This window comes from Sphingobacterium sp. GVS05A (assembly GCF_019969845.1).
Lineage (GTDB): Bacteria > Bacteroidota > Bacteroidia > Sphingobacteriales > Sphingobacteriaceae > Sphingobacterium.
Window position 1 is genome coordinate 565,210 of record NZ_JAHXYR010000004.1, and the last position, 16,259, is coordinate 581,468.

A 16,259-nucleotide genomic window follows, 5' to 3' on the forward strand; every position below is an offset into this window, starting at 1 on the left:
CGGTTATAATTGGTGATATCGACATTATAACAGTGCTTGGTAAACTGACACCTTGAATTTGTCGCCGAGTTCGCTGTGCCTTAGTGGCCACTGTTGTATAAATAGTAGTGCAATTATTTTTTCTCGCGGGTCCGCCCAAAAAGTCGTTCCGAAGAATCCACCCCAAGAGATGCTTCCTTCTGATAGACCCAATTTCGCATTGCCTTCACTTGAAGTGATCTGAAAACCAAGTCCAAATTTATCGTCCCCCAAAGAAAGATGTCCGATCTGATTTTTGGTCATTATTTCTATCGTATGTCGTGATAGTAAACGATGACCATTATAGATACCTTTGTTTAATAGCATCTGAAGGAATAAGGCATAGTCTTTTAATGTTGATACAAGGCCGGCCCCACCAGCGTAGAGTCCATTGTGATTAATTGGATAGTCAATAGAGACATTCGGAAAAGTATTGTCAGCCCATGGCATGACTGTTCCAGTTTGCCTATCTTCTGTGTAAACTTGGACCAGTCGATGTTGCTTTTCTGTGGGTAAGTCAAAATAGGTATCCTCCATTCCTAATGGTTCAAAAATTCGAGTTTTGAAAAATTGATCGAGTGTTTTTCCTGAAGTGACCTCAACTAACCTTCCCAATACATCTATACTCAGACTATAAGTAAATTTTTCGCCAGGTTGGTGGATAATAGGCAAGGTCCCCAATTTGTTAATCATTGGTTCAAGTAGTAGGGGAGTTTTTGAAAATCCGGCGATGATACCTGCTTTGGCATAGATTGCTTGCATCTGTGGCGATCCAATTTGGGCGTAATCTAAACCAGAAGTGTGTGTAAGCAGGTCGCGAATTGTAATCTCGCGCTTGGCGGGTACAGTAGTAAAAGTACTGTCCTTTTCATTAAACTTATCTAATACACGAGGTTTCGCAAAGGAGGGGAGATAGCGTGAGATTGGATCATCTAATAAAAATTTACCTTCTTCATAGAGCATCATAACGGCGGTGCTTGTAATCGCCTTTGTCTGCGAAGCGATCCGGAAGATCGCATCCTTGTCCAAACTCTTTTTGGGTTTTATCCGATCTACTCCAAAAGCCTTATGATAAACGGTGTTTCCATGATGAATCAATAGAGCAGCTGCACCTTTGATCCAACTACTGTCGACATACTGTTGTAATAACAGATCGATACGTTGGAGGCGCTCTTGGGAAAATCCATGGATTGTTTTTTCAAGATTACCTTCTTTGCCAGGTACTTGCGCAAAAGATAGCAAGGGCAGCAAGGCATAAATTAAATAAATAGCTATTTTCATCTTTTTCTGAGCGAAGTAATTTTTGAAAATTATTTTATAGGTTTATAGAAGTATTCATACATAAAATTGTATAATTCTGGAAATACCCTATCAGGCAATAAACCATGTGGATAACCGGGAAAATTATGCAGTTCTACTGGAATACCCACTTTGATCAGTTTAACACCTAAATCCAATCCACCATCACGCAGAGGGTCTACACCACAGGTTGCAATATATGTAGGAGGTAACTGGCTGAAATTATCGGTCATTCCGGGCAATACATTCTTAGGGATATTGGAGGCATAATCTTTGCCTATATACAGTTTCAATAGGTAGGGGATATCAGCTCCTTTCACGCCTGGTATTTGCCAGAGCTCACGTACGGAAACATGGTTTGTATCTATATCTGCAGGAGGAAAAAATAGAGCCTGAAGGGCGATTTTTGGTCCCTTTCGTTCGCGATTCAATAAAGTCATGCTACCAGCAACACCAGCTCCAGCGCTACCGCCACCCAAACCTATTCGTGTTGTATCCCCCTGAAAATTTTTCGCATTCTTAATACTCCATAGAAAAACAGCATACGCATCGTGAACTGCGGCTGGGTAAGGATGTTCAGGTGCAAGTCGATAATCTACCGAAATAACGACAACCTTTCCCCGTATTGCTATATTTGCACAATGCTTATGGTCACCGTTCAGATTTCCATAGACAAATCCACCTCCATGAAACCATAAGAAGATTGGGGCAGTAGTAATATATTTGGGTTTGTAGATCCTAACTGGAATGTCAGGATCACCCGCCTTCAAACCGGGGACATTGCGATATGTTATCTCCACACTATCTGCATTGGTTAATAGCGGTATAGTGGATTGCTTTTCTTTCTCCCTTACGGACTTGATATTTTCATAGTCCAACTGCGTGAGGGGCATCAATGCCAATGGAGCGTATTTGGGGAGAAGTCTCTGACTTACTTCTTGAGGAGTAAGCGGGCGGATTGAGTGTTTATCTTGTGCCCGAATCCCCAAGAGATGAACAAAGACCAAATATGTGATAAAAATAATCTTTTTCATATGTATATTTTTAGTGACCATACTGTTTTATCCATTGTATTGCTGCTCCGTATACACGTTTTCGAGCGTTCTTATCCGTCATATTCAAATCATGACCAGCGCCTTCTATACGGACAAGTTCATGCACAATTTTCCTATTGGAAAGCGAATCGCTGAGCTGTTGGGACTGTGAAAAGTCGACGACTGGATCTGCTGTACCATGTACTATCAGCACAGGGATATCTTTGATGTGTTTTATGGGACTAGACTTGTAAAAGCTAATGTCCAATGGTTGACCTGACTCATAAGTATGCCCTGTCATTTTTTCAATGACATCTTTTAGTCCGACTTTTTCTGAATAAGCAAGTGTCGTGGTATCAGTTAAATTGACAGGACCACAAAATTCAACAATGGTTTTAATCCGCTTGGACGATGTATAGCCATACAAGAGCGCCAAATGGGCACCGGAGCTGACCCCGGTCATTGTAAAACCATCTTTACGCGTGTTCCACTCCGAGGAATGGGCTATACAATAATCCAGGGCTTGATCTATATCAGCTAACATCTGTTGATAATGAATAGCCGCATGATCTGCATATCTATGATTGATACTAACAACAGCTATACCATGTTGAAATAAAGTATCCTGATAGTCCCGTATATATTCTTTACCAGCCATTGTCCATGCTCCGCCATGGATCAGCAGGACAAAAGGTGTATTTTTATTCCTTTTAGCTGGAAGGAATACATCCATGATCTGGCGTTCGTGTTTGCCATAAGCAACATCCATTAGCCGGCTTTCTTGTTGTTGAGGAAGCTGTTGTATAGGTTTGCTGCTTTTGCATCCAAATAAGGTTAACAAACTGATCAGTAATAGCAGATTTCTTTTCATTGTTACAATATTTTAGTCAGTTATTTATTTAATTTTTCATTGTCGGCAGCCCGCAGTTCTTTTTTGAGAATTTTACCAGTTGCGGATATAGGCAATGCATTGGCAAAGTGGATCACACGGGGATATTTATATTTCGCCAAACGATCTTTTGTCCAACGCATCAGCTCATCTTCGGAGATTTCCTCCTGCTCTTTTAGAACTACAACTGCTTTTATTTCCTCCCCAAGTTTTTCATCGGGGATACCTATAACAGCAACTAGAGAAATTGCTGGATGTTTCATCATAATTTCTTCTACCTCCCTAGAGTAGACATTCATACCTCCACGAATGATCATATCTTTTGTTCGATCCACAATAAAGTAGAAACCTTCGTCATCCCGATAAGCTACGTCCCCCGAATGCATCCAACCATTCTCAATGGCTTCTTCTGTTGCGGTATGTTTATTATAATAACCTTTCATAACATTATGTCCCCTGAAAACCAGTTCCCCGGTCTCATAGTTCGGTAGGGTATTGCCATCCTGATCTATAATTTTCACATCTACGCCCCATACCGGGAGTCCAATAGATCCTGGCTTGCAGCCTAAACGGATATCATTAAAAGTGACGACCGGAGAGCCTTCACTCATTCCATACCCTTCAATCACTTGAACATTGAACCGATCCTGAAAATCTTGTAATACTTTGACCGCTAGGGATGCCCCTCCAGAGACGCAGAGTCTTAAACTGTTGCTGATGTCTTCGTCCCTAAGCTGTTGATGATGGAAGTTGAGTAGCGCCCAGTACATAGTAGGAACACCAGCAAAAACTGTGATGTTTTGTTGCACAATGATTTCCATAATAGTCTGCGGATCAAATCGAGGCACCAGTACGTGTTTTGCGCCCCTATAGATCCCGGTATTCATCAGTGTTGTCATTCCAAAGATGTGAAATAGGGGCAAGACCAGTAATTGTACGTCGCGATTACTTGTTTCAAAGAGATCCGCAACGAGCTGAGCATTGCAGAACAGATTGAAATGAGTAAGTTCTGCACCTTTTGGGAGGCCAGTCGTCCCGGATGTATAGACTAAAACAGCCCTGTCATCTGCTCCAGTCTGTGCACTCGTAAACTCGTTGGAATGGCTTTTTATAAAATTATTATAATATATGATCCGTTCGTCAACAAATTGGATATTTTGATCTAGTGTAATGAAATGTATGCATTGAGATGCCTTGCTGAACGCATAAAAACATTGATCGGCTATAGGTAAAGTTTCTTCGTTGGAGTAACAGAAATATACCTTTGCATTACTGTCATCCAAGTGATATAGGATCTCATCCTTTTTCAATAAAATATTTAGTGGGACAACAATGGCGCCCAGTTTAAGCACAGCATAATAGATCACTGGAAAATCGATGATATTTGGTACAGACATCGCGATTTTGTCGCCAGTGGTTACTCCGATACTTTTTAATGCATTGGCTAGACGGTTTACCTGTTGATTCAATTGCGTGTAACTCATTTCTATTTTGCCATCGGAGATAGCAACATGGTTTGCATAGCGTCTTGCAGAATCTTCAAGAATTAAAGATAGATTAAACATAGATTTATAACTGGTTAGTTTCAAGTACTCTAAATGGAGTCTCCTAATGTGTTATAAAGTTATGTTAACATAGTAAATTGTATTGTATCGAAACGGAAATGCTTTGATACGAAATGGGAGTATTTTAATGCGCTGAATTTAGCCTATCTTGTAATGGGGAGGTGCCGAAAAAACGTTGATACAGGCTAGAGAAATGCCCTCTATTACTATAACCTATTATTTGGCTGATTGTTACAATAGGTAGGTCAGTGGTTCTAATAAGTTCACGGGCCTGTTCAAGACGTAGTTTGATATGGTATTGATGAATCGGTAAACCATATATTTTCTTGAAATTTTTTTTAAGATCATATTCGTTTAACCCGACTTTTCTACTAAGAAGTTTGATAGAGAGCGTTTTGTTGATATGATTCTGTACAATCTCATGAGCATTATTTACCGCTGAAAGATGCCGATTGGATATATCATCAAAGTGGAGATCTATTTCTTCAGTACGCAGATAATCGATCCAATAATAAATGAATTCCAGCATTTTGCTCTCTAACAACATTGCGTTGGGAATATCGTCCGGACTCAACGTTAATATTTGCTTCTGTAGGTTGATGATGTTATTATTGTAACAGTACTTTTCAAAATGATCTGGAAATCGGCCATTATGGAGATTGAGGTATTTTTCAGGAATAAAAAAACGGAAACCATCCACTTCAGTGATTTCCCATTCAAATTTTTTATCGCCTTCAATTGAAGCGGAATGTATTTGGCCGTTTTTGTTGACGCGAAAATCTATTAATCCTTTTTTACCCACTTGATCCTTTGAGATAAACATAGATTCTTCCTTAAATTTCCATTTCCCTCTAAAATAATGGATATCGTTGCGGATATACAACTGTAGGGCACCCTCTCCAACATTTTCTGGAAACATAAGGTTTATTGAGTTCCATGCACCATTATTCCCAAAGCTGTAGTTGTTGGTCAATGTAGCTGCAAAATCTGCAGGGTCGATGTAAGGCAATTTAAGTTCCATTTTCTTAACAATTGGTTTAATTCGGTATTAAGCTAATGATTCTACTGTAGCTAATATAAACATTTTCAGTGGATTAAAAGGTGATGTAAAAGTAAGAATTTTCATCACCTGTGTATGTGATCGTCCCTTCTAGATGCAAATTAATTCATATATGGAGTTTAATTGCAAAACTAAGGTCGTAGTCGTGATGTGAAATGTTGAAGAAAATTCATAGATTCATGGTGGATTAATCGAGAAATCTTATGTCATTTTACCAAACAATCTCAAGAATAGGTTCGAAATATCTAGGAGTTGCGAAGACTTTTAAATGGGGATTTAACCTCTCACCGATGTACAGACGTAGTACGGGCCGAATAGAATATGTATCGGATGATCTATATGATATCCGTATTAGGCTTCCCATCAGTTATAAAAACAGAAATTATATGGGAACAATTTTTGGTGGCAGCATGTTTTCTGCAGTTGACCCTATTCCTATGGTACAACTTATTAATTTATTGGGTAACAAATATGTAGTTTGGGATAAGGCGGCCGAAATTTATTTTAAACGTCCTGGAAATGAAGATTTATATGCTTATTTCCAGTATACAAAAGAAGAGCTAGAGGAGATAATTGCTGGGGTAGAAAGCGACAAGGAAATAGAAATAATAAAAGTAACTAAGCTTACGAATAAAGATCAATCGATTATATTTTGTGAAATTCGAAAAACTATTTATATCGCAGATAAAGAGTATTTTAAAAATAAACGAAAAAAAGGTGAATCCACCTGATTATTGCCCCCCTCGTTCTTTCAGATTGCAGGATAACCGGGTAAAGCTATGGATTAAATTTTTATTTACTGGCGTAATAACAACTTTGACTATAAAGACGCTGTAAATTTGCAGTCGAAAGCCAGTTATATTTTGTGAGTATAAACTGTTTGAATTGGTTGAATGCTACAAATTCAACTCCTGAATCGGAGCGAATGGGATTCTCGGCCACGTAGTTATGTGCAATTTGATGTACCCTCTTGCAGATCAGATTGCATTCTTCCTGTTGTCGCTTATTTAGATTAGGAAATTTAATTTCCAGCCTTTCATTTATAGGTTTTAACCAATTTTTTCCAAATTCCATGGATAGTTGGAGTCCATAATTTAATACTTCAATTGATAGGTTCATTTGAGCCATAAATCATAATAAGTTTGTTGATCTAGTTTTGTTTTTGCTCGCTATAGACGCTTACTTGTATAGGTTCTTGATTAGCTTTTTATACTATTTCTAAGATAGCAATTTATCCTTAAAAACGTATTTATCATCTCTGTAACAATTTAAACCGAATCCTACCTGTTGCCATTTTTGGAATAGCCCATTTCAGGATTGTCTTATTCTTGATGCTTCTTTTTTATGTGGAAAGGACATTATTGACTTATAATAAATATAGCTAAACGTACTACTTTCTTGATTGAAAATAAGATTCTAAACGATTATATTTATTTTGTCATTGCCGGTTACCATACATTGATCCTAAATAAAGAAAATCAGGCATTGGACGATTACCTAGTTTTCAAGACCAGAAATGTGATAACCGTTTTGTTCAAATTAATAATAAATTATGTTAAGTTATATCGCAGCGATCTGCCTAGTTTTCTTGGGAATAATGCTTAAATATTCCTCCCAAGACAGTTATAGTCCATTAAGAAAATATTGGATTTTTTTTACGATTGGAGGGTTGTTGTCCCTACTTTATAACCTATTTCAATTACTTTAGGTGATATACAAAATTTTACTTTTGTTTGGTACGGTCGTAAGCTATGTTCAAGAGGTAACATGCATAGCTTACATCTTGTTTATTGTGAAGGTGAAAACTTACCCATCCTGAATTTTTATATACATGATGATCCTTAATTTTTCCTTCAAGCATCAGCGATTGTTTTAGTTGTTTATTTAATAAGATGTCCAATAAGCCATTACTGTGTACATGTGCAAACTCTCTTCCCTTATAATTAAACTGAGTCCCACCATATTTATGTATTCCAATCGTAGTTTCGGGCATCCGCGTCACATCTTCTTCTAGTTCGTCGATCCAATCCAGTAATTCAGGCTTGGTAACGAGCATCCAAAATCTCATGAGACTATCAAATATAATGGCGACTAAAGGGATATCCTTTAAAAAGCCAGCTCTTTTCACTACAAAAGAAAACATAGTCTATCTCTCGCTTAATAACTTAATATGCTCCATTACTCTAAAGTGGACATTCCTGGTGATACTTTCTGCCCAAAGATCATAGTACCAAGTAGGGAAGACATGAAGGTTATACCAACTGTTCCCAATAAGGGTGGTGGTGCCATTTCCATTATCTTTCAATATAAATTCACCTCTTTTTATATCGATATGTCCCATAATTTCAGGGTCTTTGGGTTGATCAACGATATCAAAAATTAGGTTTTTATTGATATCAAATCTTACAATCTTCTCATCGAAGATATATCCATTGCTAAAAATGCATTTTCGGTTTGCACCCAGTTTATGCTCACTTACCGTTGTAGCCATTGGGCTGGGCATCCCTATTTTAAAGAGCCAATAGTTTTCCTTCTGGGAGATCGGATCGAAGGCAACCACGTGTTGCCATACCTCAGCTGGACTCGCATGAATCAATATCTCATCAGAAACCATATTTTCGTGATAATGGTTGCTTAGGGAGTCAACAATAAAAATTCCAAGTAATAGGCTCACAATGCTTATATTCAATTTTTGATTTCTCTTTTTAAACATTGCTCTTCCAATAAAGGCGCCCGCGATGATAAAGCTAAAAATAAGAGGCGAAACAATTAGAAGACAGATAAAGCCCTCACCTAGGAAGAAAAAACTCATTGAGATCGCAATAAGACAGTTCACGACAGAATGTCCAGTGATTTGTTTTCCCCTTATTCCAGTGTCTTTCCAAAACCAAGCAGTGATAATACCCATCAACATTGGAATAATCACAAACTCTGAAAAAACAAGTATACCTGGATCTTTGGGCATCAATGAAGACTGGATGACAATGACTAGGAATGCGAAAATGTTGGCTGTCAAAATTCCTTGAACTGTTTTGGAATTTACTACTTTATATAACGTTTCTTTCAAATTCATCATATTCGATCGTTGATTTTAGTCTATTAAAACTGAGGTCTTTAGTTAAAACTGTAGCGTTGTCTGCATTCCTTTACAATTTAGTAAGAATTTAAGAGATTGATGATCTTAAATTACGAAACCCATATTTTTTTCGTAAAAACCAACCGTACAATCTTATTTAAATCAATATGCCCTATAAATTATGTGGTTGATCCTGAGTGTGATAAAAATTAAATCAATCTCCTGTATTGATTGTTTGCTAATAATATTAGTAATTTTGAATACAACAACCACCGAAAATAAAAGTCGTGGGGAACGGCTGGATAGCGAATTGAAAAACATGGAAAGGAGTATAGTACATTGTGATCTAGATACATTCTTTGTATCTGTCGAGCGTTTGCAGAATAGCAAGCTAATCGGAGTACCTGTGCTCATAGGGGGGAGTAGTGACCGTGGGGTAGTTGCATCCTGTTCCTATGAGGCCCGTAAATTTGGCGTACATTCCGCTATGCCGATGCGGTTAGCCCTACGTATGTGTCCCGAAGCTATTGTGGTGCGGGGGGATCATGATATATACAGTCAGTATTCCAGTATTGTGACGCAGATCATCGAAGAGGAGACACCCATTGTTGAAAAAGCAAGTATAGACGAGCATTACCTTGATGTCTCGGGAATGGACCGCTTTTTTGGCTGTTGGAAATGGACACAAGAGCTTCGCCAGCGGATTATCAAACAAACAGGATTGCCGATCAGCTTTGGACTATCCGTCAATAAGACCGTTTCGAAGATCGCTACCGGGACAGCCAAGCCCTGTGGCGAAAAACAAGTTCAAGGCGGTACGGAAAAAGGATTCCTAGCTCCGCTGTCCATCCGCAAGATCCCCATGGTCGGGGAGAAATCTTTTACCCTGCTGCGTAATATGGGGATCTCCAAGATCGGAACCTTACAGCAGATGGAAGTATTCACAATGCAGAAAGTCCTCGGCGAGAATGGGATTAACATCTGGCGTAAAGCCAATGGTCTGGACGATTCATTGGTCGTACCTTTTCGTGAACAAAAGTCGATGTCCAAGGAAAACACCTTTCAGCAGGATACCATCGATATGGATGTACTCCGCCGCACCCTGATCAGCATGATCGATACACTGGCCTTCGATCTGCGGAAAGATCAGAAGTTGACGAGTTGTGTCACCCTCAAAATCCGTTATAGCAATTTCGATACCCATACCCAGCAGCTGCAGGTCGGTTACACCAACTCCGATCGAAAGTTAACGGAAGTTGTGCTCTCCCTTTTTAAGAAACTGTATAGCCGCAGGATGCTGATACGCCTTATCGGCATCAAGTTCTCCGGACTGATCTACGGTTCCTATCAGACCGACCTCTTTGACGATAATGCCGAAGAGGTCAACCTGATGCAGGCCATGGACAAGATCCGGAAACGTTATGGTACCGAATTTCTGATGAAAGGTATCTGTGCACCGCTACCAGAGAAAGGAGGGGAGCATGCTCTTAAATCTACATAGTTATTTTAGCTTACGCTTTGGTACACTGAGTCTACTGGATCTTATTTCGGGGATGCGGGCAGGTGGCTATGATACTGCCGTGCTGACAGATATTAACAACAGTTCAGGATCGCTGGATTTTATTAAAATGGGGCGTGAAGCTGGGCTCAATCTCCTTGCTGGCATGGAATTCCGTGATGGCGATCAGCTTTGTTTCGTCGCCATCGCCAAGAACGAACAGGGATTCCGGGAGATTAACGAATACCGGACCAAGCTCAATATGGAAAACCGCGCCACACCCGAGTGTGCACCTGAGTTTGAACAGGTCTTTGTGATCTATCCCTTTAGCCGAATCAAGACATTTCAATTGCGGGACTTTGAATACATAGGTATCCGTCCGAGTGAGCGTACCCGCGCGAAACTGTTGGAGCGGAAGCTGCTTGACCGCTGTGTGATCCTGGCGCCCGTTAGTTTCCGCAAAGCTGATTATACCCTGCATCGGCAACTGCGAGCTATTGACAACAATCTGCTGATATCCCAATTGGAAAGAGAGCAGGTCGCCGCCGAAGATGAAGTCTTTGTTGCTAAGATCAAGCTGATGCAACTATTTTCCGAGTTACCACAACTGCTGGCCAATACCAACCGTATACTAGGACAATGTTCCTTCAGTTTTGATTTTACAAGTGTCAAGAATAAAGCGACCTTTACCGACAATAGCTACAACGATAAACAGCTATTGCATAAGTACTGCATGGAGGGCTTTGCCATACGTTATGGCCGGAAGGATGGCATCGCTGCCGATCGGATCCGGCGCGAACTCAAAATCATTGAAAACCTGCGTTTCTCGAGTTATTTCCTTATTGCCGATGATATCTGTCGGCATGCGCGTAGTCGCAGTTTTCATTACGTAGGCCGTGGATCAGGAGCTAATTCTGCTGTGGCCTATTGCCTCGGAATTACGGATGTTGACCCCATAGCCCTCAACCTTCCTTTTGAGCGTTTCCTCAATCCGAAGCGGAAGAGTCCACCGGACTTTGATGTAGACTTTAGTTGGAATGAGCGGGATAAAATGTATGCATATATTTTTAATCGTTATCAGGCCGGCCATACCGCATTGATGGGCGCCATGAGTACATTTCGGTCGCGTAGTATCCTACGTGAACTCGGTAAGGTATATGGTCTTCCCAAAGCAGAGATCGACCGACTGGTGCACGAGCCGGAGCATATGCTCAATAAAAATGAAGTGACCAATACCATTTTGAGCGTGTATAACCGCATGGCCGATTTTCCTAATCAACGAACCATTCATGCCAGTGGGATACTGATTTCCGAGGAACCGTTGGCATGCTATTCTGCCATGGACAATCCACCCAAAGGACTACCCACCATGCAGTTTGATATGTATGTTGCCGAAGATATCGGTTTTGAAAAATTTGATATCCTTTCCCAGCGCGGTATCGGCCATATTAAAGATTGCCGTACCATCGTTCGGGAGAACCTGGGCGTTGTCATTGACACCGACAATCCAAAGCGCTTTTTCGAGGACGACAATATTGCCGCACAGCTCAGATCCGCCAATACCATCGGCTGCTTCTATGTCGAAAGCCCGGCCATGCGACAGCTCCTCACTAAGCTACGCTGTGACGACTACCTGACCTTGGTGGCAGCCTCATCCATTATCCGGCCTGGTGTAGCCAGTTCAGGCATGATGGGTGAATACATCCGTCGCCATCACGATCCCAGCACGGTAGTCTATCCACATCCTGTATTCAAGGAACAGCTTGAAGAAACCTATGGCGTTATGGTGTATCAGGAGGATGTAATGAAAATCGCCAATGCCTATGGTGGACTTGATATGGCCGATGCGGATGTGCTACGACGTATGATGTCGGGTAAATATCGCAGCAAGGATCATCTGATTGAGATCGAGGACAAGTTCTTTTCCAACTGCAAAACCAAAGGCTATGATGAAAAAATCAGCCGGGAGATCTGGCGGCAGATGGAAAGCTTTGCCGGATACTCGTTTAACAAGGCACACTCGGCATCTTATGCAGTAGAGAGTTACCAGAGCCTGTTTCTCAAGACCTATTATCCCTTGGAGTTTATGGTTGCGGTGCTCAACAATTATGGCGGTTTTTACAATCGTAAGGTCTATGTCAATGAAGCGCGTGTATCCGGTGGAACGATCTGCCTGCCCTGTGTCAATCGGTCGGTTTTCAATACCTCGATTCAGGGAAAGGATATCTATCTCGGTTTTGACTGTTTGCAGAATCTGGAGGGAAAATTAGCCCATAGGATTATCTCCGAGCGCGAGCGCGATGGTATCTATCAGAGTTTGCAAGACTTTGTCAAAAGGACTCACGCGGGACTTGAGCAGGTCGTTATTTTGATCCGTGTCGGTGCTTTGCGGTTTACGGGGATAGGGAAGAAGGAGTTGCTGTGGGAGGCACACTTGTTGATGAGTAGACACAAGCCCGCTGTGGTAGGTATGGCCCTATTTGAGACCGAGAGCCGCAAACCAATTCTTCCTGCTTTGGAAGAAGATATCCTGGAGGACTATTACGATGAGATGGAGCTGATTGGTTTTTGTGTGACGGGGACGCTCTTTGACCTTGCCAAAAGCGATTACCGTGGAGATATGCCATCTAGGGAACTTCATCTTCATGAAGGTCAAATTGTGCGCGTTGTTGGCGATTTTGTCTGTGAGAAATTTGTGAAGACCAAGCATGGCGACCAGATGAAATTCGGAACCTTCCTGGACGCTGGAGGGCATTTCTTTGACACCGTACATTTCCCACAAACGCTTGTAAAATATCCCCTAAGAGGAGCAGGCATCTATCTGGTCGAGGGCAAGGTCATTGTCGAATATGGATGTCCCTCCATTGAAGTTGTCCGCTGTGCGAAGATGCCTTTAAAACCCGATCCGAGGAGTGAGTAAAATAGCTTAGGTTAATTCATTGCTCCCCACCCTAGCGTTTTGTATTTAATACATTTGCGATTTTCTTGTTAATAGCTGATTCCTCTGCCAGATAAAAAATCCTTGTCAAAATTTGAATGACAAGGATTAATTTCTGATCAAATCTTATATTAATCAATGGTAATGTTATTGATTGCTCTTTCGAGTGATGTCTCCATTATTCCGGGAATTGAAAGACCTTCTGCGCGGAAAACACTGATGTCAGAAACACCGTAAAAGCTAAAGATATTTTTTATGTAAGGAATATTGGAATCGTATATTTGGTAAGGGCCTTCCGAATAGATATTTCCAGAGGTAAAAGCAACGTAAAGCTTCTTGTTGTTTAACAAGCCCTTTGGCCCATTTTCATCATATTTGAAGGTATATCCTGCCCTTGAAGTAAAATCGAAATAGGCTCTCAGGGTTGCGGGAACTGAAAAATTGTACATTGGAGAATCAATGACAATAATATCCGCTTCCTTTAATTCCGAAATTAAGCCTTCCGAATATTTGCTGATTGATTGCTGTTCTTCAGAATGATTTTCAGCGGGTGTAAAAAACGTATTTATATGCACCTCTTCTAAAAGTGGAACTTTACTTTTTGTAAGATCGCGTTCTTTTACAATGCTATCCGAATACTTTTCCTGAATTTTTTGAATAACAGCAATTCCTAATTTTCTACTTGCAGATACCTCCGCTCTTGGACTTGAAATAATGTGAAGTATGTTTTTCATTTTTCTTTGTTAAAATTTCTTTAACAAAATTATGTATATTAGCTTATCAAAAGTTAGTAGTAATCAAAAGGTTAGTAGTAACCTTTAGGTTAGTTTAATGTCGAACCCCATGGAAAATACAATTCATTTAGAGGAGCCCATCACAGCTACAAAATGTTCCGAAAATCTTTCCTCTGTTGAGGATGCAATTTATGTTATCGGCGGAAAATGGAAATTAAAGATTATTATTGTTCTGCAGGAAAACGGGAATATCAGATTTAATGAGCTTCAAAGAAATATTAAGGGCATCTCGGCGCGAGTGCTTTCAAATGAACTGAAAGACCTTGAATTAAACGGTTTTGTCAAAAGAGTTGTACATGCTGAGCAAATACCAGTGGTCGTAGAGTATATTTCCACAGATTACAGCAGAACCCTTAAAAGCGTTATTATAGCACTTTCGGATTGGGGAAAAATGCATAAACGAAATATTCGGACAGAAACATTTTTAAGTCAATAAAAATTAAACTGTCAGCTCATGATGAATATTTCTATGATGAAGTTGTTTTTGATTTTTGCTTTTCAAGACCGACCTCCTGTCTGTGAGGCTGTATACGATCCGAAAAGAAAATAGTAATGAGCTTTGACAAGATCATCCTACAGAAACAGGATGCTATATTTTTGTCTGCACAAACTCGCCTTTTTCACTGACAACTTTATTACCCCACTCTGTAATAGCCTCCAAAACCGGAACAAATGATTGACCAAAATCGGTTAATTTATAAATGACTTTTATAGGAGGTTTTTCTCCATATACCTCCCTGGACACTAACCCATCTTTTTCCAGTTGTTTCAACTGCAGGCTCAATGTCATTTCTGTAACGGATGGCATTTCTTTACGAATTTCACTATACCTTTTGGCCTCATCCTTTAAATGATACAGAATAACCGCTTTCCATTTTCCACCCACTAAATCCATTGTCAAACTCACCGTACAAGGGTAGCTCTTCTCATTCAGTTTTACATAATCACTGGTACATTCAATTTTCATTTTGTTTTTTTTTTGCAGCTATCTATTTTGATAGTTATTGCAAATCTACTTTGCTAAAATTAGTTTTGCAACTATAAAAATTATAGTCAATTAAAATTACGAACAATGATATCAAAATTAAAAAGACAAGACGCTTTGGAGCACGATGATCGACCAATAATCACCGTCCTTGGTGTTCTAGGTAAACAAGGTTTGAGCGCCGCTCGTTCACTTGTGGAAAGTGGACTTTATCGGGTACGAGGCATTACCCGCAGGGTCAATTCAGCAGAAGCGATTAAGCTGGCGGAGCAGGGAGTGGAACTAGTGAATCTGCCTCTTGATCTTGGTTATAAAAAGGCTTTTGTAGAAGCATTTAGGGGGTCTTATGGTGTTTTCTTGATGACGCCAAACATTGCCCCACCAGCTACCCACGAATTTGAATTGGGTAAAGAGTTGGCGGATGCTGCTGTGGAAGCTGGTGTACAGCATATCATTTTCAGCAGTTTGGAAAACGTGGATAAAATATCAGACGGAAAATTGTTTGCCCCTCATTTTACAGATAAGGCCAGGGTTGAAGAATATATCCGAACGCTGCCCGTGACAAGCTCGTTTATTTACATGGCTTTCTTTTTTACAAATCTGCTTGAATTTTATACGCCCCAAGTAAAAGGAGATAGCCTTGTGTTCCCGATTTATTTACCCGAAGATTTTCAGGCACCATTTGTTGATCCGCTTACAGCTACCGGAGTAGCAGTTCTGGAAATATTTTCCAATCCTGTTGAATATTCAGGTAAGGCCCTTCCAGTCGTAGGAGATATGATCTCCCCTGGGGAAATAGTGGAAACTTTCACAAAGGTTACAGGCAAAAAAGCTGAGTATGCCTCGGCATATACAAAGGAGGACATGCTTAAGCACTTTCCAGAATTTGGGATAAATGATGATCTGGTGCGAGAGATTTTGGAGATGGCCAGTTACGCTATTGAGTATGGGTATTACGGTAAGGGGCGTGACCTGGAATGGAGTAGACAGGTAAATCCTCAAAGCCTTACTTGGGAGCAGTTTCTTCGCAATACAGGTTGGAAAGGTCAAAAACTTTTATTTTGATAGCCCAACATCTTTTACAGACCTGCTGCTACACATCT

Annotated in this window: 14 protein-coding genes; 5 read left to right on the plus strand and 9 right to left on the minus strand. The window is 40.3% G+C overall.

The features are described from left to right. Positions 1-24: 24 nt before the first annotated feature. The 5 genes from LC454_RS12910 to LC454_RS12930 form a co-directional block, all read right to left on the minus strand. Entirely contained in the window at positions 25-1,299 is a 1,275-nt protein-coding gene (locus LC454_RS12910) for a serine hydrolase domain-containing protein (RefSeq protein WP_223582900.1), read from the minus strand. A 29-nt stretch (positions 1,300-1,328) separates the two neighbouring features. Then, entirely contained in the window at positions 1,329-2,351 is a 1,023-nt protein-coding gene (locus LC454_RS12915) for an alpha/beta hydrolase (RefSeq protein WP_223582901.1), read from the minus strand. Between the two features lie 10 nt (positions 2,352-2,361). Beyond that, on the minus strand, positions 2,362-3,222 hold the full coding sequence (locus tag LC454_RS12920) for an alpha/beta hydrolase (protein ID WP_223582902.1): 861 nt from the start codon (positions 3,220-3,222) through the stop codon (positions 2,362-2,364). A gap of 20 nt (positions 3,223-3,242) precedes the next feature. Then, positions 3,243-4,805 (minus strand): long-chain-fatty-acid--CoA ligase, encoded by a 1,563-nt coding sequence (locus LC454_RS12925; RefSeq protein ID WP_223582903.1) that lies wholly within the window; start codon positions 4,803-4,805, stop codon positions 3,243-3,245. Between the two features lie 124 nt (positions 4,806-4,929). After that, the gene (locus LC454_RS12930) at positions 4,930-5,826 is read right to left on the minus strand and encodes a helix-turn-helix transcriptional regulator (protein WP_223582904.1); all 897 of its coding nucleotides are present in this window, start codon (positions 5,824-5,826) and stop codon (positions 4,930-4,932) included. Positions 5,827-6,068: 242 nt separating this feature from the next. Here LC454_RS12930 and LC454_RS12935 point away from each other — a divergent pair, with 242 nt between their 5' ends. Continuing rightward, positions 6,069-6,596: a DUF4442 domain-containing protein gene (locus tag LC454_RS12935; protein WP_223582905.1), complete on the plus strand. Its 528-nt coding sequence runs from the start codon at positions 6,069-6,071 to the stop codon at positions 6,594-6,596. Between the two features lie 992 nt (positions 6,597-7,588). On the opposite strand, the gene LC454_RS12940 is transcribed toward LC454_RS12935, so the two are convergent. Both LC454_RS12940 and LC454_RS12945 read right to left on the minus strand, forming a co-directional pair. Beyond that, positions 7,589-8,008, minus strand: coding sequence for a luciferase family protein (locus LC454_RS12940; RefSeq protein ID WP_223582906.1), 420 nt, complete (start codon positions 8,006-8,008; stop codon positions 7,589-7,591). 3 nt (positions 8,009-8,011) lie between these two features. Then, a complete protein-coding gene (locus LC454_RS12945; RefSeq protein WP_223582907.1) occupies positions 8,012-8,941 on the minus strand; it encodes a hypothetical protein in 930 nt (309 codons plus the stop codon). Between the two features lie 256 nt (positions 8,942-9,197). Here LC454_RS12945 and dinB point away from each other — a divergent pair, with 256 nt between their 5' ends. Next, on the plus strand, positions 9,198-10,442 hold the full coding sequence (gene dinB, locus LC454_RS12950; protein ID WP_223582908.1) for a DNA polymerase IV: 1,245 nt from the start codon (positions 9,198-9,200) through the stop codon (positions 10,440-10,442). Then, positions 10,423-13,359: a DNA polymerase III subunit alpha gene (locus tag LC454_RS12955; protein ID WP_223582909.1), complete on the plus strand. Its 2,937-nt coding sequence runs from the start codon at positions 10,423-10,425 to the stop codon at positions 13,357-13,359. Before dinB ends, LC454_RS12955 begins: the two co-directional genes overlap by 20 nt. 149 nt (positions 13,360-13,508) lie before the next feature. Here LC454_RS12955 and LC454_RS12960 read toward each other — a convergent pair whose 3' ends face one another. Then, the gene (locus LC454_RS12960) at positions 13,509-14,111 is read right to left on the minus strand and encodes an FMN-dependent NADH-azoreductase (protein ID WP_223582910.1); all 603 of its coding nucleotides are present in this window, start codon (positions 14,109-14,111) and stop codon (positions 13,509-13,511) included. A 109-nt stretch (positions 14,112-14,220) separates the two neighbouring features. Here LC454_RS12960 and LC454_RS12965 point away from each other — a divergent pair, with 109 nt between their 5' ends. Next, positions 14,221-14,607 (plus strand): winged helix-turn-helix transcriptional regulator, encoded by a 387-nt coding sequence (locus LC454_RS12965; protein WP_223582911.1) that lies wholly within the window; start codon positions 14,221-14,223, stop codon positions 14,605-14,607. 153 nt (positions 14,608-14,760) lie between these two features. Here LC454_RS12965 and LC454_RS12970 read toward each other — a convergent pair whose 3' ends face one another. Beyond that, on the minus strand, positions 14,761-15,138 hold the full coding sequence (locus LC454_RS12970; protein WP_223582912.1) for a winged helix-turn-helix transcriptional regulator: 378 nt from the start codon (positions 15,136-15,138) through the stop codon (positions 14,761-14,763). Between the two features lie 105 nt (positions 15,139-15,243). Here LC454_RS12970 and LC454_RS12975 point away from each other — a divergent pair, with 105 nt between their 5' ends. Then, entirely contained in the window at positions 15,244-16,221 is a 978-nt protein-coding gene (locus LC454_RS12975) for an NmrA/HSCARG family protein (protein WP_223582913.1), read from the plus strand. Positions 16,222-16,259 lie beyond the last annotated feature (38 nt).